The sequence below is a fragment of the Acutalibacter muris genome (genome assembly GCF_002201475.1).
Lineage (GTDB): Bacteria > Bacillota > Clostridia > Oscillospirales > Acutalibacteraceae > Acutalibacter > Acutalibacter muris.
This window is the reverse complement of sequence record NZ_CP021422.1, coordinates 1,217,294-1,243,143: the sequence shown is the minus strand read 5'-3', so window position 1 is coordinate 1,243,143 and position 25,850 is coordinate 1,217,294. Positions and strand designations below refer to the sequence as shown.

Sequence of the window (25,850 nt, the reverse complement as noted above, 5' to 3'; positions counted from 1 at the left end):
TGACTCTCCTTTATGAATTTCTGATACGTTTTGCGAGGCAGGTGCCACGTTTTTCAGTGTCCGTCCGGCTGATAGCGATATACAACGCCTGCTTCTCTCCCACCAAAATCACCCTGGACTTGCCCCGGGTGATGGCCGTGTAGACCAACGGGCGGGTCAGCATGATGTAGTGCGTTTTTTGCAGGTTGACGATGACCGACTGATACTCCGAACCTTGGGATTTGTGGACGGTAGAGGCGTAGCCCAAGTCCAGCATAGACAACTGGTCAGTGTCGTACTCCACCTCGCGTCCGTCGCCAAAGTTGACCCGGATGGTGATACCGTCAGTGTCACGGAAAATATCGGTGATGTATCCTACATCGCCATTATTTACCTCGCCCAGATTCTTCGTCTGCATAACTCTGTCGTCCAGACGGAAGACTCTCTTTCCATGAGTGGCCTCGGGCTTGCCGGGCGCGGGCGGGTTCACCAGGTCGCGCAAACGGAGGTTGAGGGCATTGGCTCCGGTCGCCGTCTTTTTGCGGTAGGGCGTGAGCAGGGCCACGTTGTCAAGGCCGTATTTTTTGACCTCTTGCAGGTACAACTCCACCACCTTATCAGCCGAAGTTTCAATATCAGGAGACTCCACGAACTGGAAATCCTCGCCGAACTCCAGATTGCGCACACCCTGACGGATAGCCTTCGCGTTGACCGCAATACGGCTCCCAGCCTGCTGACGGAACACCTTATCGAGTCTCGCCACAGGCACCTTGCCGCTGGCAATAATCTCGCTGAGCACCGCGCCGGGGCCTACTGAGGGTAGCTGGTCTGCGTCACCAATGAGCACAACCTGTGCGCCCAGGCTTATCGCGTCCAGCAGATAGCCCGCAAGGTACACGTCCAGCATGGACACCTCGTCCACCAGGACAAGGTTGGCGTCCAGGAGCTCGGGGTCGTTGAAATTGCCGTCTTCGTCGGCCACGAGGTTCAGGGCCTTGTGTATCGTTGAGGCCGGGTGACCGGTGGCCTGCTCCATGCGGCGGGCAGCGCGCCCAGTGGGAGCACAGCAGCAGATTGTAGCGTCAGGGTTCTGACGGTGGTAGATGTCCAGAATTGCTTTTTGAATCATGGTTTTGCCTGTGCCGGGGCCGCCGGTTATGACGGACAAACCTTGGGTAAGGGCCATTTTTACAGCTTGCCGCTGTTCCGGGGCAAAACGGAGATTCAAGCGCTTTTCAGCGCTGTCCAACTCAGTTTCCAAATTGGTGCAGCCCGTTATTTTGGTCTGCAAAAACTGCTGGATTCTCCGAGCCAAGTGGTTCTCAGCATGGGCGGTCTTGGTGCGGTACACATATTGGTCGTAGGTGGTGAGCTGCCCACTCTCCACCAGCCGCGCCGCACGGTTCGCCGCCATCTGAGCGGTAAGGTTGGGCGCGTCCAGCAGCTTGAGGGCTGCCTTTAGGAAAACGTGCTTTTCCAAGCAGAGATGCCCGCAGCCCTCGGCCTCGGTCAGGGTGCAAAGGAGTCCTTCGTCTACCCTCTCGGTGGAAAGCCGGTCAAAGCCCATACTTGCCGCGATTTTATCAGCCGTCAGAAAGCCAACGCCGGACAGCTCGCACAGCCGGTAAGGGTGATTCTTCACCGTGTCCATGGTGTGCTCGGCATACTCCTCGTAGAATTTCAGAGCCTGCCGGGGCGTGATACCGTGGGGCGCGAGGAACGCAATGATGTCTCGGGCACCCCGGTTCATGAGGTAGGACTCACGGATTTTCTGCAGTTTCTTTTCAGTGATTCCTTTGATTTGCAGCAGCTTTTCCGGCTCAGAATCAAGGATATCAAGAGCCTTAACACCGAACAGGTCGTAGATTTTCTCGGCAGTTTTCTGCCCGATACCCTTGCCAGGTCATAGTCAGACCAGCGCAAGGTAAGGGCCCGGGCCATATTTTCCTCAACAGACAGAATTTTACTCTCGGGAGCGCCCTGGGTCTTGAGGATAAAGGGTATCTCCTGCATGGCGAAGTACACATCGTGCGCCGTGGCCGTGTTGCCGCCCAGAGCCATCTCGTACATGGCAATGGCCTCAACAGCGGCTTTCTTGGGCAGGCTGAGTTTTTTACAAACCCTGGTCATGGCGTTGATGGGATAATCCAACTCCACCTCCAGGAGCTTCTGCAGCTTGCCCACCAGGTCGCCGAACTGGGCGAAAACCTGGTCAAGAGCGCTCTCGAAGTCTGAGACTTTGTGGCCTTTGCGGTGGTCTACGGCTACGCACTCGCCGATGTGGATGGGGTACTGACTGCCCATGAGCAGGGCGGAGACCTTTGCCGAGGCTGTACCGGTGTCCGAGGTCATAAAACGGATACCCGGCGTGAGCTTTGCCGCAAGGCTGGTCTTCCCCTGGGCCGCCAACAGCTTGGCGTAAGTGCCCAGCAGGTCATCTTTCTGGTTGGGCATTTCCCAGGAGGCGCTGACTATGGAGTGGTCGCAGTAGCCGTCCACAAAGTTGTTGCCCGGGAAACGTGCGTCCAGCTTTCCTTTGAGGGTCAGGAGCAGTTCATCCACCGGCAGCACAGCATAGTCGCTCTCACCGCCGGAGTGAACTGCCGACACCTTCTCGTCACGGATAAGCAATAGCGCCTCGTCGCCGAACAGGGTCATGCAGGCGTTGAGCACGTCGGCCAGCTTGTCCCTCTTGAGCTTGGGCAGGGCCGTGCCATTGATTTTTGCCCGGCCCAGCAGGCTCTTGTAGGCCGTGTCCCGGACGGGGTAGTAGCCGCTGTCCATCTTCATGGCGAGGCCCAGATTGTGGGCGGTGTCCTCCACTGCCTCACGGCTGATGCCGGGGGCAAAGGATGAGAGGTCGCTATAGAGCGGGGCGTTGGTGTCCAGGGGCTCCAGGCGAAGGTCTTTGACCCGGCGGCGCTCCCATTGGCTCTCCTTGGTTTGGTTCTCGTGGTAGCCCAGCATGGCGGGGAAATCCGGGAACGTGGTGAAGAATTTGTCTTGGCAGGTTGACATTTTGATACTCCCTTTCTTTGATGAAATGCAAAAAGGCAGCGGTCTTTTCGACTGCTGCCTTTTGCCAGTATCGGCCCGACAAGCGTGACGAAGAGCATAAATGCTCTGACCCAATTCGCGGGGTCGCGCAAAGCAACGCGCTACGGTTGTGCTATATTCCAGCATATGCGTCGCGGGATATAAGCTTCAGGAAAACAAAAAGTGCCATCCATGTCTGCACACGGCAAACACAAATGACACTCTGTAACTCTGATACTCTGTCCGTTTTGGGAACCTGATACTGTAATGCTATTTTATCAGGTTTTTGGGGGATTGTCAATCTCTTTTAGCGATTCATTTCTCTCTGCGCGTTTTGTCGCTTGCTTGATTAAATGCTCAAGCAAATCCAAAATATCATTCTTTTCAGTTGCCGGGAGGGAAGCCAGTTTATCACTCAAGTAGGAAGAACGATGGTCCATGGACTTTTTAACAACATCACAGAACACTTCGTCCGCCGAAATCTCCAGCGCATCCAGCAATAAAATCATTTTGTCATAACGAGGATATCTTTTGCCTCTCTCAACATAGGAGATGTACTGTACAGATATCCCAATCATATCCGCCAAATCTTCCTGGGTCAGTCTTAAACTCTCTCTACACTCCTTGAATCGGTTTCCAAACTTTTTATCCGTCATACTGCTCTCCTGTTAGATTCACCTTTTAGGCTTTGTATACCCGCTTTAGTGAAATTGCTCCATCACGTTAGAGTTGATTGATACACCTTTAAGGCGTATTTGAGAAAATCTTTTTTCGTAAAAAGAACGACACTGGTATAACCAGTGTCGTTGATAGCATAAGAAACCGCTTTTCAATTTATGCGAACACTTTTCCGACCTCAATAAAGCAGCCATCCAATGTGTTCACCTTGGCAATATCTTTTATAGTATAGACCTCGTGGGGGAGCAGGAAACCGTCCCTCAGCAGAAAGACCTCAATCGAACCGCCAGCCGGGTCCACCAGCCAAAGCTCGCCTATTCCGGCCCGTTGGTACAAATTGAACTTCACCAGCCGGTCGTGCCGAAGACTGCCGGGGGAGATGATCTCAATCACCATCTCCGGCGCGCCCTTACACCCGCGCTCGTCCAGCTTGGACTTGTCGCAGACTACCGAGATGTCGGGCTGAACTACTGTGTCTACATCCTCAGGTGAGCCAGCTTCTTCAAACAGTCGCACATCAAAAGGGGCCGCGATCGCTTTACAGTTTTTACCTTCTAAAAAATTCGCCAACTGCCGCATAAGTTCCGCTGAAACTAACTGATGTGAGGTAGACGGCGCGGCCAAAAGCACAGCCTCTCCATCGATTAACTCGTAACGCTCCGGGGAGTCCCATTTGAGATAATCCGCATAGGTGTATGGCTCATGGGCTTTTTCCTGTGCGATGGGGGTAGTCATTTGCGATCCTCCTCTGCCGTTTATATGGTTATATTATACCGCAGTACCATCAGAAAATCAACAGATACCTTCATCCTAAATCCTGATATGCCTTTTCACAACCGCCGTCAACTTCCCCGGTAGCTGCTCCAAATCCGTAATATCCAGGAACGAGTCACCATAAATCCGCTGAATACTTGGCTTATCATTCCCAATAGCAGCCGCCACAAAGATGATGCCCTTGCGCTGGTACTCCTGCTTAATGCCCCGCAAATCTTCCTCAGCGGCAGTACCGCTGTAACCATCGTCAGCGGGCTGACCGTCTGAAACCAGAATCAGCAGCTTCACTGCTTCCGGGCGCTTAGAAAGCCGCTCCGCCACATATCGCAGAGCCGCCCCATCCCGATTGCTACCCCTTGCGCCGATGTCCATGAGTCGGTAGCGGTCATCGCTGTCAAATCCATCGAACTCAGCATAGGAATACAGCTCGACCGAGTCCCAGCCGGTAGAATGGCCGTAGACCATAACAGGAATATCCAGGCTGTCACAGAAATCGTGCAGGATAATGGCAGCAGCCCGTGCATAGGTACATCGGTCACCGGAGCACATAGAGCCGGACTCGTCCACCAGCAGGCCCACCGCAAGCTCGGGTATCTCATTTGGCAGAGCGTTCTTGTAAAATACCTTTCCATCGTTCCGGCACAGAGCATGGGTATCGAGTCTTCTGCCCATGACCAGTCCGGTCTGCTTACCACCTTGACGGTGCTCTTTGAGCTCCTTCTGGATGCTCCGCTGGAGCTGCTTGGAAATAGTCACCAGCCGGGGAGCAACAGCGTCGTACTGCTCCATGAGGTCAGTATCTACGCTGGAAATACGGTTGATTTTGATGTTCACGCCCTGGTGGATATCACCGTAGGAGATGCTGTTCGCCATCTCGTTCAGCTCGGATAAGCGCTCATTTTCCAGCTGCTCACAGGCGGAGTGCTCAGCCATTTTGTCCAGCATACGGTCAATGTCTGACGCGGCCTTGTCGTACTGCTCCCGCTCGTAGTCGGCGTTGTACTCGGTAGTGCCGCCCACTGGCTCAGACAGAGAGCTGGTCTGGTGGTAGGGGATGCGCCCACCCTCGGAATCCGTAGTGTCCTGCTTCTTGGGCTTGGGCACGGAACCCATTATGGGCGGTAAATCTTCGCCGGACTGGGCAGGCTTTTCCTCTGTAGAGTTATTTTCGCTGTTTTCGGAATCTTCATCATTGCCTGCCTCAGCGTCCTCATGGGTCTTAGCGCGGCTTGCCGCCGTCGCGGAAGCGCCCGCAGAGCTACCTGCTCCTGGAACAGGCGCACCGCCTGTCCCAGCGGTAGTCGTGCCGGGCATTCCGCCTAGGCTCTTTTTTACTGCGTCCGACATGGACTCAGCCACCGCCTTCGCCGCCTTGAGTCGTTCGCAGTAGTCTTGGATATGCTCCCAGCAGCGAACAAGGATCAGATTTACGGTGCGTAACCGGGTCTTGGGGTCTGGGTCGGTTACCGAGCGGTCAAGCTCGTTGATAAGGTCGAAGGTGGTCTGGATGCGTATATCGTCCAGTTCTTCATCACCGTATTTTATCTCGCCGTACTTCACGTAGGACAGCATGACCTCTAAGATGCTCTGGAAAATGTGGCACGAGCCGTCTCCCTCGTATTGCTTCAGGTCGGTGACAGTGCCCATCTCCTCCCACATTTTTTGGCGCACGACACTAAGCCCAAAGCCCAGTGTGCCGGGGAAGTCATTGAGCATACGGTTCTCAATGTAGCCGTCCTCCAGCACGTTGGAGATATGGTGCGAAACCTCCTTTACAGCCTCCAGATTCTTGGGGTCAGCCTTGAGATATGCCCACATGGCTTTCTCATTGGCAAAGTCCTCCGCCGTGTGCAGGGTAGGCGGCTCCGGGTACCAAAGACCGCGCTCCATATAGTTTGTCTGGGTCTGGGGCTGCAAAAAATCAGTGTACAGCACATGGCCCAACTCGTGAGCGAACAGACCGCACACCAGATGATACCGGTTCTTCCGGCCCTTGGTTTTGGTCACCAGCGGATAGCCGGCGTTGATGTGAATGGTCTGATTGTCAGTATAAGCGACACTGCCGTCCTTTGGCTTCCAGCTAAGCAGCACCCTTACCCGCCGGTCGTACTTGTAGCGCCGGGTCTGGGCGGCGGCCATGTCCTCAAAGTGTCCCGCCAACACCCGGCTGGTGAAGAACTGCCGGTCGGTTATCTTGCTGCGTTTTTCGTTGAGCAGCTTTTTTACCAGCTTGTGGTTTACTCTTGCCATTTTTGGCCTCCAATATAATCATGATAGGAGAAGGGCCAGACTTACCGCCTGGCCGCTCCCATTATTCCTGTGATACTATTTTGCCTGAGTCAAGCAGATACTTGGCAAAGTCGTGTTCGGTTTTGGTGACAATATACCAGATCCGGTTGGTATTGTCATAAAGGCGGTACTGATTTGAGCGCCCATTGGTGAAGCAAACTGGAACGAGCCCCTCTTGAAGAAGATTGAAAACAAACTCCCTCCGGGTCATCACCGTGCCGTTTAGCTTGCCCTTGCGTGCCATCACCTTTTTACCTGACCTTCCTTCTCATTTCTACGTCGGGCTTGCTCCCACAGCTCCAAACGGTTTTGCCTGTGCAAGGCTAACTTTTGGGCCAAAGGTTCATCGAACTGTTTTACAAATTCGATATCCGCCAGCCCGACCCACCTGGAGTTTTCCATGTCCTCTCTCAGATTATCAAGATAGCCGGACAGGGAAGCCAAGTTTTCGCTTTGCAGCAGGCCCAGAAGGTACTCTGTCGTAACTCTGTCATCAATGTGCTGATTTTTGATATAGCGCAATCCTACGGGGACTTCATCGTATAGCAGGTATAAGTCACATTTCAGCTCCCCATACTTGTTTACCGCCTCCCGTCCCTTGTAAAGAGGGCCGGAAACCTGCTGTACCTCACGCCAGTGGGGTACCGGCCTGTTGGCGTTCTTGCCTGAACCGTATACGATAATTTTCCGTCCAATATACGGCGTTTGCAGCTCTGTTATGTGCATATTCAACCCTCCAGTTCAAAGCCATACTCGCACATAGCCTCCACCGAGCAGAATGTGACACGAACCCCGCGAGGCACATCGGTCATTCCTCTGGATGACGCTTTCCGGGCCAACTTCATGAGGTGGTACTGCATGGCGATGTTGAGGTGCGTCCGCAGACTAGCTCCGGCGCTTGGGTCATAGGTCTCTATGGCCTGCAATCCCCGGAGCAGAAGTTCTTGCCTGACATCCTCCACATCCAAGCCGGTTGCGAGCACCAGCGTCCAGTTCTGCCGGATGATATATCCGGGCAAGTCCATGTACTTTTCCAGAAGCTGGTTGCGTTCGCTTGCAGTAGTGCGCATGGGCGGCAGAGGATAGTCCTCCACCTCAAGCCCCAGCACCTCTGCCAAGGTACGCAAACGCTTAGCCGGTGGGTTATGACGGCCCCGCTCATACGCCTGGATGGTGTAGTAGGGGATGCCGGTTCTCTGCCCCAGTTCCCGCTGGGTCAAGCCCTGCTCAATACGGGCCTCCCGCATTGGCTGATAACAATTTTGATTTATAACAATCACGATTTTCACTCCTTTATGCTGTTTTTTCTTTTGGGGCCAAACATCGGCTCCAGCACAGCGCTTATTAGCGCTTCACGGTCAATTTCATCGGCGGTTGCCTTGCTTATGACGGTGTACAGCGCCGACTGGTACACATCGCCGGTAATTTCCGCGCTGGTGATCCAGTCGATAAGGCTGCGCATACCGTAACTGCCATCCGAAATGCTGTTTTTGCGGCAATACTCCGCTAAATCGTTGACCACCTGCACCATCTGCCCTACCTGGTACTCGTCGGTAGCGCCGGTAACGGACATAGCTCTCTGCACCATGACCTCCGGGGTCGGCAGTTCCACGTCCCGCACCAAGCTCATGCGGTCGAGCACAGACTGGTTCATTCCCCGGCACCCCTCGTAGCTGGTGTTAGTGGTGACCACCACAACAGCATCCGGGTGGCGCTGGATAATTTCGCCAGTGGGCAGGGTAATCGTGCCTGATTGCTCCAACAGGGAGTTCAGGCCCACTAGCACGCCCGGCTGGGCGATGGTAGAAGGCTCCTGAATCTCGATGACGTAGCCGTAGCGCAAAGCCTTGATGAAGTCCGTGTCCACATAGCGGTAGGTCTGACCGCTAGATTGGTTCTCCTCTGTACGCTTTGTCAAAGCCTGTACTTTTGCGGTCACCCGCTCCATGACAACAGCCATGCACTCCTGAGAAGTAGCGTCCTCTTTTTCCAGTCCCGTCAGCGCCTGGTATACCCCTGCGGGGTCGTAATCCATGTCGTCCAAGCCGGGCAGATTCATGATTTTAGCCACGTTCGCGTAGGTGATGCCGCCATGCTCTCAAGCTGCTCTTTCTCCTTATCCAACTGGGCGTCCCCGGTGGAGCCACCCTCGGAATCGGGAAAAATCATGCCCACGAAGTCGAAGATCTCCGTGTTGGCAGAGCAGGTGTACTTCATGTACGGCAGGCGCAGCCCGGCGGCGATGGCCTTCGCGCCCATTGTCTTGCCTGTCCCGGCGGGGCCGCGCAGGATGAAGTTCCTCATGGGAGCAGATTTTTCTGTGGTGGCCTGGGCGTGCTTGCAGATGTCTACCACCTCACAGGGAATGATGTACCACTCCGGCAGCGCCGGGACAAGCGCCTGTTCCTGGGGGCTGAGTGCTCTTGTGTGCAGTGCATACTTGCCCACAAAATCGCTATGCTCTATCACGGCGCTTGCCTTTTTGACAGTCGCCCGCCCGGTCTTGGCGAAGATGGTGAACTCGCCCGCAATCACGTCCGTTGGGGTGAACGCGCCGGAGTCGAGGTGTCCCTGGGTGACCCGCATCAGGTTGCCGGATTTATCCAGAGTCACTTTGATGTGGGCATCGCAAGTCTCGTCCTTGACCCGGCGATACACATTGTCGCAGAGGATAGCCATAGTGTTTGTGGCGGCAGGCACGTCAGGAAACCCCGCCGCGTACTGGTCGAAATATTCGTTGAATTTCTGCTCAAATTCCTCGTCCCGGTTAAGGAATGGGAACATGGCCATCACCACGGCTGCGCCGTCACGGTCGGTAGTCTTCAGCACATAGTTCTCGATGAGCTCTGTGTTTTTGTCATAAACAGTAGCCATAATGGAGCCAGTGCCGCTGTCAAAGACCGTCAGATGGTAGGCGTCCGGGCCCATGGATGACTTGTACTCCGCTACCGAGCGGTGGTCTATCACGCCCACCGCGCCCTCGCCGGAGCCGTTCATGCAGGCGCATACAGCGTTCAGCGCCTTGATGACCGTGCAGCAGAGGGTCGCCTGCTTGCCGTCGCCGTACTTGGAGGCCACCGGGACTTTCCTGTTGGTGACAGCACTAAAGGGCGGCGGCAACGGGCGGCCAAAATTGAATAGATTATTCAGGGCTGCGCTCATTTTCATCAACTCCTATCGTGATTTTTATGCCCTCGGCGAGCACCTGTGTTCTGTACCCGGCGCGGGCCAGCTCAGTGCAGATGTCCTGCCAGCTCTGGGCTACAGGCAGTTCTGTTTCCGGCACCAGCAGGTGGGAAAGGCCATTTTTCCGGGCTTCATCACACCTGGAACTCAGGTCGGACAGGTGCGCGTCCACCCACTGGAAGGCCAGGAGGGAGTAGTTGTCCGGTTCGGTTTCTTCCGGCTCAGGAGCGGCAGGTGGCTCAACGGGAGCGACGGTAATGCCCTCGTACTTCAGGCCGGTCACCTGCAGGTTTTGGTACAGCACCTGTGCCCGGCGGTAACCTCCGGCCCGGTTGAGGAGGATGTACACCTCGTGGCCCTCCATGATCAGCTTCTGAGCCGAGGGAAACTCCCATACCCAGCGGGCGGTGGGATAGTCCCGGGCTACCAGCTCGGTTATTCGACCGCAAATCATGGAGAACGCCAAGTTTTCCAGGTCGCGCTGGGTGGGCGTGGGGGCCGGGATTGGTTCTGCCGGTATGAACGGCGCAAGCTGGACAGGTTTTGTTTTCCGGGACTTCACCAACGTACGCACGATGACAGCCAAACCATAGATGATTAGGAAAATCGCCATGGGCCAGAACCGGCACACAAAGCAGGCCATGATTGCCAGGCCAACGATTTTGAGCGAATCCAGAAACGGGCTTCGTTTTGTCTCCTGCATGGCAGGCTCCTTTCCTCCGAACGCAAAAAAGCGCATAACAAGTTAGAAAACTCATTATGCGCTCAAATACGCTCAGACTTCATTTTTTGTACCTTAATCGTCTCCGTCAAAGAAGGATGTGCCGCCAAAGGACTCGTAGCCGGTGAACTCGCCGGGGGCCTCGGTGGGCAGGGGAGCTTTCTCGGGCTGATTGGCAGGAGCGGTATTGCTCTCGGATTCATCCTTGGACTTGCCGCCCGCGTACTCGATGTCCTCCGCAACGATGTAGAGGCTCCTGCGGGTCTCGCCGCTCTTGTCCATCCACACGTCCTCGTCCAGACGGCCCCGGATGTTGATGTACATGCCCTCCTTGAGCTGCATTTTCTTCACTCTGTCCACCATGTAGTTGAAACCCTTGATGTTCAGGTTGACCCAGCGCCGGTTGTCCTCGGATTGGGAGTCATACACCTTTTTGCCCACCCGGAACCAGACGGCTTTTCCGCTGTCAGATACCTTGACGGCCGGTTCGTCCTGGTAGCCTTTGGAGACCACTGCCCCCGTGATTAGAACTGCTAACATTTTGACCTCTTTTCCGGCGGATACTCCGCCATTTATTCAGTTTTTGGCACTCTTAGGAAACAAAAAAGTGCCGACTAGCGCATCCGTGCTAAAGCACGCGCAAATCGACACTTTGTAACTCTGATACTATGTTTCCAGGGGGAAACCATGAAACTGTATTTATAATATATCACAGTTTCCCGCGCTCGTCAATCTTTTTCTTGGATGGGGCGGCGAGCTCCAAGGCGAGATACGAAAAGATTTTTAATATGCCGTCCTGTTCATAGACCGGCGTATTGGTGGCAAGATATAGCGTTACGGAACTGCCCGCCGGAAAAGGTTTTCGATTTGCCGGTAGTCGGATAATGCCCTCCTCGGTTTCAAGCAGCAGATATTTGGGGAGCTTGCGGATGCCGGTCATGACCACCTCTTTGACCGTGCCAGTGATACAAAGAAAATTGCGATGTACGAGCATACAGCTACTGACCAAAAGATATGCCCCAAGCGTCGCACAGGGAATTGCCAGGGTGATGTCACCCATGAGAATCCATATTATAATGAAAAGCACGAGCGCCGCGCCGCCCACCATCATGCGCAAACCTATCACTCTCCGCAAGGGCTCCGGCAGATTTTTGAATTTCGCCCAAGCTGATTTCACAGCAGCACCAGCCTCTTTTTCCGCAACAGTGACAGCAAATCTGCCACTACCTCGTCTCGGCAGCCCGCCGACTCCATCTGCTGCTCCAAGAGGTTGTCCGCAATGTTGTGGGGATTATAGATTCTCTCCACAAGCGCCTGCCGGTTTCTTGCCCGGAGCAGCTTGCGGGCAGGGCGGATATCCCGGCTCCGCAGGTAGACCAGCTCGGCGACGGTCATACGCAGGCCCGCTTTCTTCAGCCAGCAGAGGAGTTCCTTTTCCCCGGTGGTAAGCCCGATGCCCGGACGCTGGGTGGGGCAGAGGACACAGCTGGTAAGGGCGTAGTAGCGAAAGGTGGCAGTGCTCTCCTGCTGGATTTCAGCAAGCCCGGCCCTGGAGAGGCTTGTCAGCGCCATCTCCTCGGCTTTGGTCTGAGCGGACGCAAACTCGTACCGGCCCTTGCGCCACAGCTCGGCCTGGAGGCCGGAGAGCTGGACTGTCTTGCCGCAGCGGGTCACTTTGAGGGGATTACGCAAGCTGGATTTTGAGGTACCTTTGGATATGTAAATCATCGGTTATATCTCCTTTTTCTGAATTTTGCCTTATTACACGAATGGGTAATGCCGTTTGCAACTCACAAAACATATAAAATTGCAACGCAGGCCCCAATCACCACCAGCAGGCACAGTATCAGCGCTACCACCTTTTTGATGATGCTTTTGTCCATGCCGTCCCGGCGGTGGCCTTCGTCTATGGGGAGGCGGTCGTCGTAGTAGCCATCGTAGCCGTCCTCAACAGGGGGTTCAGTTCTCTTGGGCTTTTTGGGGCGAGCCTTGGGTTTTGTGGGCTTGTTCTTCCGCTTTTGCTCCTTGACAGGCTTCTCCACGGTGCTTTCCGATAAAGACTTCCCACATTCCGGGCAGAAAGATACGGCGCTGTCCGGGAGGGCAGCACCGCAATAAGGACAGTATTTCATTTTTCAACAGCCTTTCCACAATAAAGTTGAAAAGCCGGCCCCAGGGTATCGGCCAGCTTTCCACGCTATTATTATAGCAGATTCTCATTTCCGTGTCATCGGCTTGACATAGGCAATTTGTAGGCACTTCGTTTTCATTAGCCTGTTTTGCGCCATTATACCGGCTTAATTTACCAAAGTCCACGAAAAATTCTCCCACAACAGCCTGCTGCCAACATCCGTCCCCTCCGGCAGGAGGAACATAGCAACCTGATTCTCCACGCCGTCGTCGCTGGTCATATAGGCATAATCGCCGTTTATAGAATCGACTGTATAGTAAACTGGCTCCATGATATCCGCTCCTCTCTTTGGAATATTATACCAGATTCAACTGCATTTAGCAACAAAAGAAACGGCGCAGCCCAAAAGCCACGCCGTCAAAAAACTTTAGAACATCGCAACCGCCCCATACCCCGGCTCCACAGAGTAAACCGGCTCAGGGACGCGCTCTTTTGGTTGTGCCGGAATCCGCTCCAGTTTGGGAGGGGCATCCTTTTTTGCCACCGCTTGTTTGGCGTACCAAGCCGCCAGCCATGCCTCATAGTGGGCCTTAGTCGTCAGCATCAGTCCGCTAAAGCTCTCATAGGTCATGCTTACCGATACATGGTTCTCCGGCTTGTTCCCAAACCTCGGCACGATAAGCCCGGTCTTGTTGGACTCGCCGGGGCCGCTGCTGGCCACGAACAGGAAGTTGCCGTTCTTGCCGCATACCAGCTCAGCAGTGCGGGACAGGCTCATGCCGTCGGGACGGGAGCGGTTGATTTTCGCAAGCTTCTCAGCCGAGGTGCCGCCGAGGCATTTGTAAAGGGGCTCCTTGTTGCTCTCTTTCAAGCGCTGGATCATCATATGCCGTAGTTCGCCGGAGCAGAGCTTGCGGCACAGCTCCAGAAACTCGTCAACCGCCATATAGATGTGGACGGAATTGGTCTGCCGCTGGCCCGCTGGGAGCTTCATGTCATAGGTGGCAAAGCCAAAATGTACCTTGCCGAACTCGAAGGAGTCGTTCAGGGTCTCCACGAAGCAGGCGCGGGCGTCTTTGCGGATAATCTGGTGTTCGTTGCGGTCAGTGTCCATTATATACCTCCATATCTGAATCGGGATAGCCCAGCATAACGACCTTCCCGGCAGCTTTTGGCGTGTCATCCACCATCTTTTCCAGCTTTTGCATCACATGTCCCCTGTAAAGGACAGTGCCGCAATCCACGCATTTGCAGCATGGAACACCATAGATAACGATGAACTGTCCAGCCCGGGGTGTAACATTGTTGATGGTATCCTTTTTTAGCAAGCCGCCACAGTGAGGGCATGTCATTTGCCGCCCTCCTCTGCCAGCTCATATATCATTTCATAGACTTCACCCAGATGGGTCTTGAACTGAGGCTCGAAGGGCTTCTCCATCTCATACATCAGGAAAAAGATCGTCCCGGTGAGACTCCAGATCGGCCCCATATCCGCTCCCAATTTCTTTTCCAACCTACGAAAGCGTTGGCTCAGCTCTACAAGACACTTTTGCCATTCGACAAAGAACTCATCCTCCACCGGAAGGCCAAAATCCTCCAGCCACTCCCGGACGGTATGGGTCTCGGAATCGTCCCCACAGCCGGGGTCGGTCAGGAAGTACCGAATGTCCTTTGCGGTCAGCGCGACGGTGCTGCCCTTCTTTTGAACGATCCCCCTGCCAATAGGGAACAGCGCACATACCGTCGGCTTTGCCCTGTGTACAGAACATTTTGTATCCTTGAGCAACGGGCAACGCTTGATTTCCCCTCTGGGTTTCAGCCGCACCACAGGTAGGCGCGAATCGCTGCCTATGTAGGTCTCACAGTAAGCGTTCATCACCTCGCGCGGGGTCATTTTCAGCTCTTTCGCCAGGTTGTACATGTCCCTGGGGTTGAGCAGGATGTCCTCGCGGTTGATACAACACTTGCCGCACATGGTGCAATGGAACCGAAAGGGCTCATCAGGTTCAAGCTGGTTGCTCTCATACTCCTTGAGAATTTCCTTAATTCTTGCGTTCATATTGATTCTCCTATTCCACCCAGGCTCTGCCCGGGAGCGTATTCAGTAACTTTTTCGCCTCTGCCTCGTCCTTGGCCGCAAAAGCGACCTTGAGCCGCCGGTCCATGATTGCCGCCCGTTCGTCCAACTCCTGCACAATAGATGTGAGGCAGTCGTGGGCGGCCTTGATGTCGAAGAATGAGGTCAGCACCACCATCACGGTTCGAAATGTGCGGATTAGGTCTGCCTTTGTCAGTTGTTCCAGACGTTTCTGTGCCTCCTTAATCGCTAAATTCTCGCAGTATGGGTCTGTCATGTGGTAGTAATCCATCTCTACGGAATCGTAGCCCATGACGGTCGTGGTCTGCCCCAAAAGACAGACTGCCATATCGTCCCAGTGCTCCCGAAGGTCATGCTCCGTCAGCGCATCCAGCAAGGAACTTGCGCCGAGGGCCAGCTCGTCGAACTGCTCCTTGTAGTCCTGATAGTACCCGCTTTCAGAGCTTTCGTAGCCGAACGGGTCGCCGTTTTCCGCAATCTCATATAATATTTTCAGAATATCGTCCAGATTCAGGTGCTGGAGCATGGACTTTCTCCAAAGGGGGACATCAGGCTGTTTCATGCTGATTACCCTCCTGCTTTGCGAGATATGCGGCCATGTCACTTAACGCTCCGAGCAAGCCCTGGGAGAAAAACTGCCAATCTGCTGCTAACTGCATAACCTGTTTTGCCTGAAGCAGCCTGGCATCCTTGAGGTCGAAAAACTCATAGGTCTCACCGTCAAACCCATCATATGGCAGGCAAAGCACGCCTTCCTTAACGAGCACCAGGAACAAGCCCAAATGCTTATCTTCCGCAAGGGGGTAGGGCCAGCACAGGTCGTTTCCGTAGTGCTTTTTATAGTCTTCACAGAACTCCATCAGGGCGGCATGGGTGCAGGAACCCTCATCAAAGAAAGTGAAAAGCTCGTCCTTGGACTTCAACTCCTCAAAGCACACTTCCAAGCCGTCAATCATGGCAGGCTCCGGCTGGCGCTCCTTTTTATCGTAAACGCCCACCAGCCACAGTCCCTCCGGGGCGATGATCTGCCGCATCCAGGCAAAGCCAAGGCCCTTACGGAGCAGATGCTCGCTAAGCTCCATGCCAAAGCCGTTTACCGTGTTTCCTCCCTCGTCCGGGAGAGTGTCCTGCCAGTCCTCAGCGGGAAAACCGCTGAGGAGCATGATTTGGCAGGCCTCGTGTAGGGGCAAAACAGGCTGGTCTGTGCACCAGAAGCTTTCGTCCTCGTATTTTGCCCAGCATGGGACATGGCGGCCGAGATGCTTTTCAACCTCGTCAGTCAGGATTTCCGACACCTCCGGCCAAGGCAGGAGATAGCAGCTTTTTTCAAACGCTTTCATGTGATTTGCTCCTTTGTTATTCTATTTGCAGGGGATATTTTTAGGACATACTGTGTGTTTTTGGTCTCGAAGCGAACCTCGCCGGGTGACACACGCCGCACATTCAAGACCGGGGTAGTTCTTCTCAGGCCGTTACCCTCATGGATCAACGCCGGTTCGCCCACGGCGATGGGTCGCACCGGGCTGCCGGAGATGATACGGCTGATCTTAGCCATAGTCATAAAATCCTCCCGCCAGTTGCGCCTGTGGCATTGCCCACATTCATTTTGATATAGGAAGGGGCTGTCGCCCAGCAGAAAGCATAGGTATCATAAGCCTCGCTGCTGCCATCCATATAGAACTCCTTTATTTCAGCCTTCCCCTGGAAGTATTTTGCATAACCGGCATTGTTCCCTATTTCCTCGTCGGCCCACCAGTGATTGATAACTGCCTGGGGATACCTCTGGGCTAATGCGCCAATCACCCGGATCGGCGGGATCCATGACGTGGTGAAGATGAGCATATCGTCATTCGCGACTTTCGTGTGGTACGCGTTGGATCTTGTTCCCCAGTTATGACAGCACCAGTCATACCAGGTTGCCGCGCCATACAGCACTTTATTGCTGATATACTGAAGGCCGAGTTTACTGAGCTCATCCTCGGGCCTTGCGTGAATGGCGACCTGCTTTGCGAACTGCTCGTCGCTCATGGCCGGAACAGCCTGTGCCTTTTGGAATGGGTGACTTCTGTGGGCAACCTTCCGGATAGCCGCCTCGATTGCCACGTTTTCCAGCGAGCCTGCTTCCACATCCAGAGATTCCGGCATGGGGAGCAGCTTATTGAAGTCGAACTCCAGAGAGCCGTTTCTTTTCGTGAACAGGGGAAGGGAGGCAATCCCCTCCATCTGTATTACGTTTTGTACAAAAATTGCCATATGATATTTTGCCTTTCCTTATTATTATCGCTATATATAGAAAGCGCGGGACAGTCACCTGCCCCGCCACTTTCTTCTGGCTAATTAGCCAGCCATATCCTCAAATTCCTGCTCGGTCAGGGTGGTAATGCCCAGAGCCTGGGCCTTCGCCAGCTTGCTGCCGGCCTTTTCGCCCACGATCAGGAAATCGGTATTTTTAGTCACCGAGGAGGCCGGGTGTGCGCCCAGCTCCAAAAGGCGGGTCTGGATGCCGTCGCGGGTGTAGTTCACCAGCTTACCGGTAGCCACCACATTTTTGCCTGCGAAGGGATTATTTGTGCTGTTCATAATTGTATTCTCCTTTATGAATGTAATATGGTCGAGCAGCGGACGCCAGAGGTCAGCCTCGTCAGCGTCAGCATACCATTTGTAAATGTTGTCGTGCATTGTAGCGCCAAAGTCCGGCAGAGATGTGAAGTCAAAGCCATCTTTTATAGCCTGCTCGAACGCCTCCCAAGAGCCGCCAAAGCACTTGTCCCGCTCCCGCCCAGCGTGGCGGCCCACCATGGGGATACCCAGCCCGGCGATGAATTTCGCCAAAGTGCAGTTTCGGCTCTTGTCAATAGAGGCTTGCAGGCGCTCATATGACTTCACGCCAAAGCCTTCTGTGTTGATGATCTCCTCCTTGTACCTATCCAGCGTGTACAGATCGCCAAAGCTGCGGATCCAGCCGTGACCGATGAATTTCTCCAGGGTCGTGGCGGACAGGCCCTCGATGTTCATGCGGGTCTTCTCGCAGAAATGAGCGAATTTCTGTACCAGCTTGGCGGCGCAGTGGGGATTGTCGCAGAACAGTTGGGATGTGCCGCCGGAGGTCTGCTGAATTGACAGCGCTCTTCCGCAGCAGGGACACTTTTCCGGCAGCTTGTAAGTACCGCTTTTTGTGAGGTTTTCCGCGACTTGCGGGATGATCATGTTGGCCTTGTAGACCTGGATGGTGTCGCCCACCCCAAACTGGAACTGTTCAAAAATGTTGTAGTTGTGCAGATAGGCCCGGCTGACCTTGGCGCCATCCATCTCCACAGGCTCAAAAAGCCCGGTGATACTTACCATGCCCGTGCGGGTGGTAGCGAGCTCTACACCCAGAAATTTGGTGGTGTACAGCTCATCTTTCCACTTGAGGGCAATCAGGCGGTTCTCATGGTGCCCGGTCGCGCCCAGGCTCTTGCCATAGGCGGTATCGTTGTACTCCATGATGAGGCCGTCTACCGGGTACTCAAAGCCTGCGGGGTTCATGAGGGCAACGGTGTCCTTCACTTTGCCGGCACTTGGCGCGGCCAGCCTAAGGTGTGGCACCACGGAAAAGCCGTTCTCAGCCAAAAAATCCAATTGCTCTGTTTTAGTTGGGAAGGTCAAATCCGTCACCAGGTCGAAAGCCTTGAACTCCAGCAGCCTCTTTTTGGATTCTGCCGGGTCCAGCTTGCGGACGCTGCCCGCCGCCAGGTTTCGCGGGTGGGTGTAGGGTTCCTCCAGGCTGTCGTTGATTTTCTTGAAATTCTCCCAAGAAATCACGCCCTCGCCCCGGACCTCGAAAGATTCTCTTGTGGGTACAGTCACGGGCACATTGAGGAAGGTACGGACTGTGTGGGTCACATCCTCGCCAATGATGCCCTCCCGTCCCCGGGTTATGGCCTGCTGGAGCTGGCCATCGTCGTAGCGAAGCACCAGGGTCAGGCCGTCCAGTTTCCAGGACAGCACCACGTCCCGGCCTCCGGCGAAGCGTACCAAGTCATCTACTGACTTGGTCTTGTCCGCCGACAGCATAGGACGGGTATGGCGTACCTCGGTCAGGCTCTCCAGTATCTCGCCCGGCACCTTCTGGGTGGGGGAGTCGGAGAGAATGACGCCGGTGTTCTGCTCCAGCTTTTTCAGCAGGTCAACCGCCACGTCGTAGTCGCGGTCGGACATAATGGGGCGGTCGTCACGGAAATAGGCGATGTCAGCCTGTTTGATGGTGGCGATAAGACCACGCATCTGCTCGATTTTGGATCGATTGTCGTCCATATGGACACTTCCTTTCAAATTGATTATGTGATGGGGATTGCTCCCCGGATAAAAGTTGGCAGGAGCTGATCGGGCTTGCTCCAATCTATGAATGAAAAAGCGCACACAGCTATGCCATGTACGCTTTTGTTGCCCCCTTCGGGGAGCTTTATTAACTTTTGCGCCGGATTTCCCGGCTGAAACGCAAAGAGCGTCTAAGAGTGATGATAACTCTCAGACGCTCGGTAACTCGGATTACTGTGTTTGCTCAGATGTCAAACTCGATACTGTACGCTTAGTATACCAGCTTTTGCTGGAAAAGGCAAGGGCAATCTTGGGAAAACTATCTTTTTTCACTCAGAATCGCCTCCACTGATTTATGAAATACCTGCTGAAACACCTCCATGTACCGCTTAAATCCAGCTTCATTGAGGGGCGCACGCAAGGAGGTTTCACTCCAGCGGATCGCCTCCTCCTCGGGAGGCATATATTTGTCCGGGTAGAACTTGTTTCCGTCATACCGGGGCGCGGGAGGATTCAGAATGGACTGGATATCCTTTTTAGTGGTTGCCTCTGTGATCCAGCGGGCTTTCTTACTTGCGATTGCGCACAGTAGAGCGGGGTCATAGCAGCGCTCTGAATATCGGTTCAAGGTAATTTCCAGTTCAGCCAAAGCAGCGGATTGCAGAAGCTTCGGACGCTCGGCCTCATTGGGTTCAGCAATCGCCGTCAATGCTGTGGCAATTATCTGGTGATAATCAGTCGTGCTTTTCATACCGAATGGCCTCCTGGTCTGGGATCTCCGAATCTGGGCGGGCGTTGGCCCAATAGTAGGGGCAATCCAGCTCTCTGAATTGGTACTCGCATTTCTTCCGCCCACATTCATCGTATAGTGGTCAGCGGGCATTGATTCTTTTCATTTTGTGCTCTCTCCTTCGTTTTCTTGAAATAGGAAAAGCGCCTGGAAGTTGAAAAAACTTTCAGACGCTTTTGTAAATCGGATTGTTTGTGTTTGCTTAAATGATAAGCCTGATACCTGATTAAAGAGCTATTTTCCAAACAGGTCGCTGTGTGTTCCCGTTCGTGATAATGTCAACACAAGAACATCGTTTTCGATGCGGTATACCAGCAGCCAATCCGGCAGAATATGGCATTCCCGGTAGCCGGCCCAGTTCCCGGATAGACTGTGATCCCGGTTCTTTTCGGGCAGGGAATTGCCCATAGACAGAGCAGCAACCACTTCCTCAAGCAATCGGATATTAAGATTGCGCTTCAGGGCCATTTTGTAGTCTTTCCTAAACTGGGTCGTGACCTTGACAATATACTTTGTTTTTCTCATGAGCGCAGATCCGCAAACAACTCATCCAAATCATTATACCCCTTTACGGATGGGTCTTTTGCAATCCTTTCCGCCTCCAGCATGGCCGCAACGGTCTCTTGGTTGGGCTGATTCAGAGAAATGTCAAAGGGTATCCTGCCCTCCCGCAGCGACTGCCGGACAAAGATATTAAATGCGGTAGAAAGATTCATGCCAAGCTCCGCAAAAAGAGCGTCTGCCTGTGCTTTCAAGTCAGCATCCATGCGGATGCTGATATTTGTTGTTGTACCGGCCATATGACCATCTCCTTTCGACTGATACATATAGTATATGCCATTTGCACGAAGATTTCAATAGTTTGCACGAATTCTATTGAGAAACTTACCCTGCCATCCGTTCTGCATTTCTCCACCGCATAGCCGCCCGAACAAACCCTTCCACAAACCCCCGCACCTCCTTCGGTGCGGAGCAGTCGCTAAAACCATAGAGCTGCTTGATCCTTCCAGCATCCATGTCGATTTCAGTGGTGAAGAACGGTTTCTCCGGCTGACTCGCCCGGCGGATAAAAAACACCATGCTCCGGCCAAGAACGTGCCGGTCATAGTAGCTGGCGTTCCCAACACAGTGGTGCAGGATGCGGCCCTCATTGATGAAGTCGTTCTTGGTCTGGGGGTACACAACGCAATAATCCTCGCTGGCGTACTCCTGTGCCCACTCGTACAGGCCGTTCTCAATGGCGTGGGGCAGCAGCAAGTTCTCTTTCTCCGTCTTGTGCGCGGCAAGCTGCTCTGCTAAGAGGTCATGCTGGGCTTTCAGGTCGCGGGGCTCCAAAATGGCCTTTTTCTTCAGGTTGCAGCCCAGGTTCCTGGCCATATCTAAGTAATCCCGATATAGGCCAAGCAAATTTGCATAGGTCTTTTTGATTTTCTTCTGGCCCTGCAAGTACCGCAGCACTCGTCCCAGGCTGTTATACTCCATGATGCTTTGCATGGTGGTCAGGCCGGTTATGTCCAAATTCAAAGCACACAGCTCGCGGAACACCTCGAAGGGCACCCACTTTTGGGATTCTGCAAGCAGATTTATTTCACCTTTCCCCGCCTGAGTTTCCCTTAAAATGGGAAGATACTGTTTGCTTACGCCGGTCAGTTCAGAAAAGCTGGCAGCGCCGGATTCCTTTAGCGACAGGCCTGCCGCCAGACCCGGAAGGCCCAGCTTGAACAGGTACTCCGCTTGGGGAATATTTTGCAGATTCCGTAGAATCCCGGCAAAGTCAATGGGCCGAAGCAGGTCTCTCAAACCAGCCTGCAGGTCAACGTGACAGTATTGCTCGCCAAAAACTTCCGTCAGGTTTTCCGTGTACACATAGGTATAGCTATAGCACCCCGAGCCGTTTTTAAGCCTGCTCCACCCGCTCCAGTAATACGGATAACTTCTCCACCAGTATGCGTAGGCTTTCTGCCGGCCAGCCTTTTCAACAACGATGTTGAGAAAGAAGTCTGAATAGTCAAACTCCGGCTCCCTCTCGTCAGGAGAGATAACGCGCCGCACATCGGTGTACCGAAGGAGCAGCTGGCCGTCCACCCGGGAGGGAATACAGATTTTTGCCTTCTCCACAATTGGTTTAGTAGCCCTTTCGCCCCGGAACCTGACGGGAAAGCTACACTTGGGGCAAGTACCCTCGCTGCCCGGTTTCACCGAACGGTCGAGGAGGAACTCCCTGCCACAGTGCATACACCGACCCCAGCGTTTGCCTTTTTCCAGTTTAGAAAGGTAGACAATGGAGCGGTGGAACACATGGTTCTCGCAAAACTCGTCCAGGTCGTCGGGGTAGGCGGGGAACATATCCAGGTGCTGCTCCATGAGCCGGCATTTTGCATCCCTGGCCCTCTCTTTTTTCTGCTTATGGAAGCGCTCAATGAACTCTCCTACGCATTCCTCCGTCTGATGCAGGACGTTCAGTGAGGAAGGATTGGCCTTCAAAATGTGGGTGATTCTTTTTACTGAGCAGGGCCTGATTGAAATTGCCTGGTATTTGATACCGTCAAACTGAAAAAGATTCTTTTTCGTCCACCCGGGCTTCCCAGGATGCTCGCTCCAGGTGATGCAATTTTTTCCATCCGAGAAGAAGCGGAAGAGCAGTTTGCGCTGTTGGTACACGTCAAGCGCAAGGATTCTGCCACAGCGGGGTAACTGATGGATTTTTGCCCCGGCTGTCAGAGGGATCTTCTTCGTAGGGTCAGGAGCAGGGGACAGGGGAAGATTCTGCAATTCTTTTTTGATAAGCACTGTATCACCCCCTCAGAACAGCGAAAGCTGAATAAAACGTTGGCCTGCGGCCAAGTTTATTTCCGGCTCAGCAGGCTTTGGCGCTGCAGGAGCAGCGGCCTTTTCAGCAGGCTTGGGAGCGGCCTTGGGAGCCGGTTTCGGCTGGCTGGGCTTCGGCTTTTCTGGCACACGGGCCATCTCCTCCTCGCTGGGGGCCGCGCCGTTTATCTAGATGTTCATAAGAAACCGCACATCGGCATTGGGGAAGTAGGCTTTCACGATCCCTCGGTACACGTCGTTATCGGACATATAATTGCCGGTGCCATTTAACACTTCAGCACAACAGTCAGAGAGCGTGCGCTTGGTCTTGTAGACCACCTCGGCAAACTCCGGTGACTCCTCGCAGAAATGAGTGATTTCCGCGGCAACATGGGTGGATACGCATTTCTCTTTTTGACCACCGGTGAAGGATTTCAGCTCGGCGGCGATTTTCTCCACAGCCATGGCCTGGAACACGTTTTTGTCATTTTGGGGTTGATAATCCCTGATGGGGATGACCGTACCCTCGGTGGTGGTACATTCGATGTCTGGATTCATTTTGATGCCTCCGATTTCTTAATTTTCAGCTTCCCGCATATTACCATCTTCTCCCAGTTCAGCCGCTGACCACAAGAATCATGGTACTTGGGCCGGTATAGCCCCTCCTTCTGGCCCTTGCGGCGCTGGGTGATGGTGTCGTGGCAGTGGGGACAGATATAGTCGATGTACTCTCGACCCTTGGCTGTACTAACGATGATGGGTTTTGCCTGCATCTTGTGAAGCCGATGGACTGCCTCGTGCAGCATCCGTATGTCGAGGGTGAAGATGTCATCAGGGGCGTCGCGGTCAACGAAACTGACCTTGTCCCTGGCTTGGTCGAGCAGACTGGCGATGATGGCCTTGAGCTCCAGGGCCTCTTGGGGCTTTTTACTGTGTACAGACGGTGTTTTCATATTGGTATCCTCCATTTTGGGGCACTGCCCCTATTTTATGATAAAAAGACGCGCAAAGCCATGCAATGCGCGCCTTTTGTACCCACTCTGGGGTAAGAAACATGATTTATGTTTTGTCTGGAGTCGTACACATCTGCCGTTCATACTCCAGAATCTGTTCCCAAGTCAGCCATTCCGGCTTTTCATCATCGGCAAATTCCAACCATCGCTTTTTCATGCACTCGATGTGCTCTTGGGGAGTGCCACACAAAATATCTTCGTTCCTGTTCCCATATCCCAGGTAATAATCGCAGTCGCATCTGAGCCTGCCGCAGTCTGTGTCTTTCCAAAGGTGCTGAAATTGGGCTCTGTATACTGGGCGGGACCAGGAATCGTCGCCAATATACGTCAGTGTCAATGGGTCTTGTGGTGATTTCATTTTGGTTACCTCTTTTCTTTTTTGATATAGAAAAAAGCAAGCAAAGATTACCTCTCTGCTTGCCTTTTTGCCTGAGTGAGCTAGATATTCATTTATGCCGATTTATCCGGCTGAAACACAAAAAAGCGCCTGAAAGTATTACTTCACAACGTGAAGCAATAAACTTATCAGACGCTCTGTAACTCGGAAACTGTGTTTTACTGAATTTCAAACTTGATACTGTATAACAAAGTATAGCATAACCAGGCGCATTTTACAAGCCCTATTTCAGCAGCCGTGGATAATCCGTCCTGCCGTTCACGATACGGTAGATGTACACGGTATCGTCAATAATTTTATACACGGCGACATAAGTTTTCGTCAGTACCAGTTTGCGGAAGCCATTCTCTGCCAGGACTGGGTCCGGGTGGGTCTGTCCCAAGAGCGGAAATTCTGCCAGCCGGTTTATGGTGCCTTCAATCGACGCATAGACCTTCCGTGCAGAGGCCGGCCCCACATTGGCAATATGAAACTTCACGATCTCCTCCATATCGTGGGCGGCTGGGGCCAGATAGACCAGCTTACTCATGGGCACGGAACAGCGCCTCCATCCTCTCGTGCATTTCTTCCGCCGTATAGGTCTTCTCGCCATTCAGGCGGCTCAGCTCCGCGGCGTAGATCTGGTCACGGTGCCGGAACATCTTTTCCCGCTCCTCGTAGGCCTCCATGCTCATAAACACGCCATCGTCCTCGCCCTTGTTGGTGATGAAGATGGGCTCGCCGGACTCCTTTGCCAAAAGTGATATTTGCGTGTATTCGTTCCGCAGGGCGGATGAGGGTCTGATTTTCATGGGTGGCACCTCCTATCTGGATTTTGATAATATTATATCAAAGCTCTCGGAGAAATGCAAGGGTCAATCTACAACAAGGCGACCATGCAGAACAAGTCTTGCGTTATAAAACTCATAGCTGCAGGTGGAGAGGGTAACGATTCTATCCGATGCCGTTGGCGTGACCGGGCTCTCAAACAGGGATTTTTCTTTTGCGTTCTCAGCCCACTTTCCAAACTCTGCATCCGATGCAAAATCCAGCTTCCATGCGTTCCCATCCACACCGGCCACATATCCGGCAAAGAACTCTACAGTGTAGGTGCCGTCCGGCGTGAAAAGCTGAGCGGTCGGGTGCTCGTCATAGAAAGACTGGTCTTTGTAGTCCATCAGTTTCTGGAACATGGTGCCATTGTCCATATGGTGCCCATATATAATAGTATGCAAATCTGAAAAGCCGGCCTGATTGCTGCAGTCCATAAACAGGCAGCCGGAGCTGTTCCACTCGCCGGTAAATAGGTGGTGGAGGTAGTAGTCGTTGTCGCTATGCTGGGCCACAGGGTAGTCGATATTGGTGCCGTCGATGGAGAGCCACGCAACGATTTCCGGGTTGACTGCCCGAAGGGAGTCGAAGTCAACTTGCGGAGTAGGCGGGAGAGTCGGTTCCGGCCCAGAGGATGGGGTAGGGGTAAAATCTGGTGAACTTGATGTGTCCGGCTGGATTGTCGGCTCTGGTGTGGGGATTCGCGCGAACTGCCGCAAATCCTCATAGGCGTTGAAGCTCATGTTGTCCTCATGGACGGGCACATAAACCTGCCAAGCAGCTACACCAGAAACCGCAAGGAGGACGAGCGCCGCCACAATAAAAATCAGTTTCTTCATGC

General features: G+C 53.6%; 35 protein-coding genes. All 35 read right to left on the bottom strand.

All coding sequences use genetic code 11. The features are described 5' to 3' along the window. Positions 1 to 10 precede the first annotated feature (10 nt). Positions 11 to 1,837, bottom strand: a complete 1,827-nt coding sequence (gene recD2 / locus ADH66_RS06315) for an SF1B family DNA helicase RecD2 (RefSeq protein WP_236757236.1) — start codon at positions 1,835 to 1,837, stop codon at positions 11 to 13. Then, complete coding sequence (locus tag ADH66_RS20910; RefSeq protein ID WP_066534255.1) at positions 1,726 to 2,997, bottom strand: hypothetical protein; 1,272 nt, start codon at positions 2,995 to 2,997, stop codon at positions 1,726 to 1,728. The genes recD2 and ADH66_RS20910 overlap by 112 nt, the downstream gene beginning before the upstream one ends. 296 nt (positions 2,998 to 3,293) lie before the next feature. Continuing rightward, positions 3,294 to 3,671 carry a helix-turn-helix domain-containing protein gene (locus ADH66_RS06305; RefSeq protein WP_066534260.1) on the bottom strand — a complete coding sequence of 126 codons (378 nt, stop codon included), beginning with the start codon at positions 3,669 to 3,671 and terminating at the stop codon, positions 3,294 to 3,296. A gap of 178 nt (positions 3,672 to 3,849) precedes the next feature. After that, positions 3,850 to 4,428: a Uma2 family endonuclease gene (locus ADH66_RS06300; protein WP_066534261.1), complete on the bottom strand. Its 579-nt coding sequence runs from the start codon at positions 4,426 to 4,428 to the stop codon at positions 3,850 to 3,852. 75 nt (positions 4,429 to 4,503) lie between these two features. After that, positions 4,504 to 6,717 (bottom strand): vWA domain-containing protein, encoded by a 2,214-nt coding sequence (locus tag ADH66_RS06295; protein ID WP_066534263.1) that lies wholly within the window; start codon positions 6,715 to 6,717, stop codon positions 4,504 to 4,506. Positions 6,718 to 6,778: 61 nt separating this feature from the next. Beyond that, positions 6,779 to 7,000 (bottom strand): hypothetical protein, encoded by a 222-nt coding sequence (locus tag ADH66_RS06290; protein ID WP_066534264.1) that lies wholly within the window; start codon positions 6,998 to 7,000, stop codon positions 6,779 to 6,781. Next, a complete protein-coding gene (locus ADH66_RS06285; RefSeq protein ID WP_066534266.1) occupies positions 7,000 to 7,482 on the bottom strand; it encodes a hypothetical protein in 483 nt (160 codons plus the stop codon). Before ADH66_RS06285 ends, ADH66_RS06290 begins: the two co-directional genes overlap by 1 nt. Before the next feature lie 2 nt (positions 7,483 to 7,484). Next, entirely contained in the window at positions 7,485 to 8,045 is a 561-nt protein-coding gene (locus tag ADH66_RS06280; RefSeq protein WP_207653041.1) for a helix-turn-helix domain-containing protein, read from the bottom strand. Beyond that, the gene (locus ADH66_RS20905) at positions 8,042 to 8,827 is read right to left on the bottom strand and encodes an AAA family ATPase (protein WP_236757205.1); all 786 of its coding nucleotides are present in this window, start codon (positions 8,825 to 8,827) and stop codon (positions 8,042 to 8,044) included. The genes ADH66_RS06280 and ADH66_RS20905 overlap by 4 nt, the downstream gene beginning before the upstream one ends. After that, entirely contained in the window at positions 8,812 to 9,918 is a 1,107-nt protein-coding gene (locus tag ADH66_RS20900) for a P-loop NTPase family protein (RefSeq protein WP_066534274.1), read from the bottom strand. Before ADH66_RS20900 ends, ADH66_RS20905 begins: the two co-directional genes overlap by 16 nt. Beyond that, positions 9,899 to 10,645 (bottom strand): hypothetical protein, encoded by a 747-nt coding sequence (locus ADH66_RS06270; RefSeq protein WP_066534275.1) that lies wholly within the window; start codon positions 10,643 to 10,645, stop codon positions 9,899 to 9,901. The genes ADH66_RS20900 and ADH66_RS06270 overlap by 20 nt, the downstream gene beginning before the upstream one ends. Positions 10,646 to 10,738: 93 nt before the next feature. After that, positions 10,739 to 11,203 carry a single-stranded DNA-binding protein gene (locus ADH66_RS06265; RefSeq protein WP_066534276.1) on the bottom strand — a complete coding sequence of 155 codons (465 nt, stop codon included), beginning with the start codon at positions 11,201 to 11,203 and terminating at the stop codon, positions 10,739 to 10,741. A gap of 169 nt (positions 11,204 to 11,372) precedes the next feature. Continuing rightward, on the bottom strand, positions 11,373 to 11,780 hold the full coding sequence (locus ADH66_RS06260) for a hypothetical protein (RefSeq protein ID WP_157130573.1): 408 nt from the start codon (positions 11,778 to 11,780) through the stop codon (positions 11,373 to 11,375). Positions 11,781 to 11,836: 56 nt separating this feature from the next. Further along, complete coding sequence (locus ADH66_RS06255) at positions 11,837 to 12,391, bottom strand: hypothetical protein (protein WP_066534278.1); 555 nt, start codon at positions 12,389 to 12,391, stop codon at positions 11,837 to 11,839. A gap of 62 nt (positions 12,392 to 12,453) precedes the next feature. After that, positions 12,454 to 12,795 carry a zinc ribbon domain-containing protein gene (locus ADH66_RS06250; protein WP_066534286.1) on the bottom strand — a complete coding sequence of 114 codons (342 nt, stop codon included), beginning with the start codon at positions 12,793 to 12,795 and terminating at the stop codon, positions 12,454 to 12,456. A gap of 165 nt (positions 12,796 to 12,960) precedes the next feature. Continuing rightward, positions 12,961 to 13,125, bottom strand: a complete 165-nt coding sequence (locus tag ADH66_RS20415; protein WP_169714844.1) for a hypothetical protein — start codon at positions 13,123 to 13,125, stop codon at positions 12,961 to 12,963. Positions 13,126 to 13,221: 96 nt separating this feature from the next. Next, complete coding sequence (locus tag ADH66_RS06245) at positions 13,222 to 13,908, bottom strand: hypothetical protein (protein ID WP_066534288.1); 687 nt, start codon at positions 13,906 to 13,908, stop codon at positions 13,222 to 13,224. Beyond that, positions 13,898 to 14,146 carry a hypothetical protein gene (locus ADH66_RS06240; RefSeq protein WP_066534290.1) on the bottom strand — a complete coding sequence of 83 codons (249 nt, stop codon included), beginning with the start codon at positions 14,144 to 14,146 and terminating at the stop codon, positions 13,898 to 13,900. The genes ADH66_RS06245 and ADH66_RS06240 overlap by 11 nt, the downstream gene beginning before the upstream one ends. Further along, complete coding sequence (locus ADH66_RS06235; protein ID WP_066534291.1) at positions 14,143 to 14,853, bottom strand: YkgJ family cysteine cluster protein; 711 nt, start codon at positions 14,851 to 14,853, stop codon at positions 14,143 to 14,145. The genes ADH66_RS06240 and ADH66_RS06235 overlap by 4 nt, the downstream gene beginning before the upstream one ends. 10 nt (positions 14,854 to 14,863) lie before the next feature. Continuing rightward, positions 14,864 to 15,454 (bottom strand): hypothetical protein, encoded by a 591-nt coding sequence (locus ADH66_RS06230; protein ID WP_066534292.1) that lies wholly within the window; start codon positions 15,452 to 15,454, stop codon positions 14,864 to 14,866. After that, positions 15,441 to 16,232, bottom strand: coding sequence for a hypothetical protein (locus ADH66_RS06225; RefSeq protein WP_066534293.1), 792 nt, complete (start codon positions 16,230 to 16,232; stop codon positions 15,441 to 15,443). The genes ADH66_RS06230 and ADH66_RS06225 overlap by 14 nt, the downstream gene beginning before the upstream one ends. Then, a complete protein-coding gene (locus ADH66_RS06220; protein ID WP_088364382.1) occupies positions 16,229 to 16,447 on the bottom strand; it encodes a hypothetical protein in 219 nt (72 codons plus the stop codon). The genes ADH66_RS06225 and ADH66_RS06220 overlap by 4 nt, the downstream gene beginning before the upstream one ends. 2 nt (positions 16,448 to 16,449) lie before the next feature. Beyond that, positions 16,450 to 17,145 (bottom strand): DUF1281 family ferredoxin-like fold protein, encoded by a 696-nt coding sequence (locus ADH66_RS06215; RefSeq protein WP_066534296.1) that lies wholly within the window; start codon positions 17,143 to 17,145, stop codon positions 16,450 to 16,452. 84 nt (positions 17,146 to 17,229) lie between these two features. Next, positions 17,230 to 19,188, bottom strand: a complete 1,959-nt coding sequence (ligA, locus tag ADH66_RS06210; protein WP_066534299.1) for an NAD-dependent DNA ligase LigA — start codon at positions 19,186 to 19,188, stop codon at positions 17,230 to 17,232. Between the two features lie 322 nt (positions 19,189 to 19,510). Continuing rightward, positions 19,511 to 19,942, bottom strand: a complete 432-nt coding sequence (locus tag ADH66_RS06205) for a hypothetical protein (RefSeq protein ID WP_066534301.1) — start codon at positions 19,940 to 19,942, stop codon at positions 19,511 to 19,513. Between the two features lie 273 nt (positions 19,943 to 20,215). Next, complete coding sequence (locus ADH66_RS06200) at positions 20,216 to 20,506, bottom strand: type II toxin-antitoxin system YafQ family toxin (protein WP_066534304.1); 291 nt, start codon at positions 20,504 to 20,506, stop codon at positions 20,216 to 20,218. Next, entirely contained in the window at positions 20,503 to 20,781 is a 279-nt protein-coding gene (locus tag ADH66_RS06195; RefSeq protein WP_066534306.1) for a type II toxin-antitoxin system RelB/DinJ family antitoxin, read from the bottom strand. The genes ADH66_RS06200 and ADH66_RS06195 overlap by 4 nt, the downstream gene beginning before the upstream one ends. Positions 20,782 to 20,866: 85 nt before the next feature. Beyond that, a complete protein-coding gene (locus tag ADH66_RS06190) occupies positions 20,867 to 22,771 on the bottom strand; it encodes a PcfJ domain-containing protein (RefSeq protein WP_066534307.1) in 1,905 nt (634 codons plus the stop codon). 12 nt (positions 22,772 to 22,783) lie between these two features. After that, positions 22,784 to 22,939, bottom strand: a complete 156-nt coding sequence (locus ADH66_RS20515; RefSeq protein WP_201448068.1) for a hypothetical protein — start codon at positions 22,937 to 22,939, stop codon at positions 22,784 to 22,786. A gap of 39 nt (positions 22,940 to 22,978) precedes the next feature. Then, positions 22,979 to 23,347: a hypothetical protein gene (locus tag ADH66_RS06185; protein WP_066534309.1), complete on the bottom strand. Its 369-nt coding sequence runs from the start codon at positions 23,345 to 23,347 to the stop codon at positions 22,979 to 22,981. Beyond that, positions 23,344 to 23,742 (bottom strand): hypothetical protein, encoded by a 399-nt coding sequence (locus ADH66_RS06180; RefSeq protein ID WP_066534311.1) that lies wholly within the window; start codon positions 23,740 to 23,742, stop codon positions 23,344 to 23,346. The genes ADH66_RS06185 and ADH66_RS06180 overlap by 4 nt, the downstream gene beginning before the upstream one ends. Before the next feature lie 106 nt (positions 23,743 to 23,848). After that, positions 23,849 to 24,160: an LPD11 domain-containing protein gene (locus tag ADH66_RS06175; protein WP_066534312.1), complete on the bottom strand. Its 312-nt coding sequence runs from the start codon at positions 24,158 to 24,160 to the stop codon at positions 23,849 to 23,851. 262 nt (positions 24,161 to 24,422) lie between these two features. Beyond that, positions 24,423 to 24,728: a type II toxin-antitoxin system RelE/ParE family toxin gene (locus tag ADH66_RS06170; protein ID WP_066534314.1), complete on the bottom strand. Its 306-nt coding sequence runs from the start codon at positions 24,726 to 24,728 to the stop codon at positions 24,423 to 24,425. Beyond that, a complete protein-coding gene (locus ADH66_RS06165; RefSeq protein ID WP_066534318.1) occupies positions 24,721 to 24,990 on the bottom strand; it encodes a type II toxin-antitoxin system Phd/YefM family antitoxin in 270 nt (89 codons plus the stop codon). The genes ADH66_RS06170 and ADH66_RS06165 overlap by 8 nt, the downstream gene beginning before the upstream one ends. Before the next feature lie 63 nt (positions 24,991 to 25,053). Next, on the bottom strand, positions 25,054 to 25,848 hold the full coding sequence (srtB, locus tag ADH66_RS06160; RefSeq protein WP_066534321.1) for a class B sortase: 795 nt from the start codon (positions 25,846 to 25,848) through the stop codon (positions 25,054 to 25,056). Positions 25,849 to 25,850: the final 2 nt, after the last annotated feature.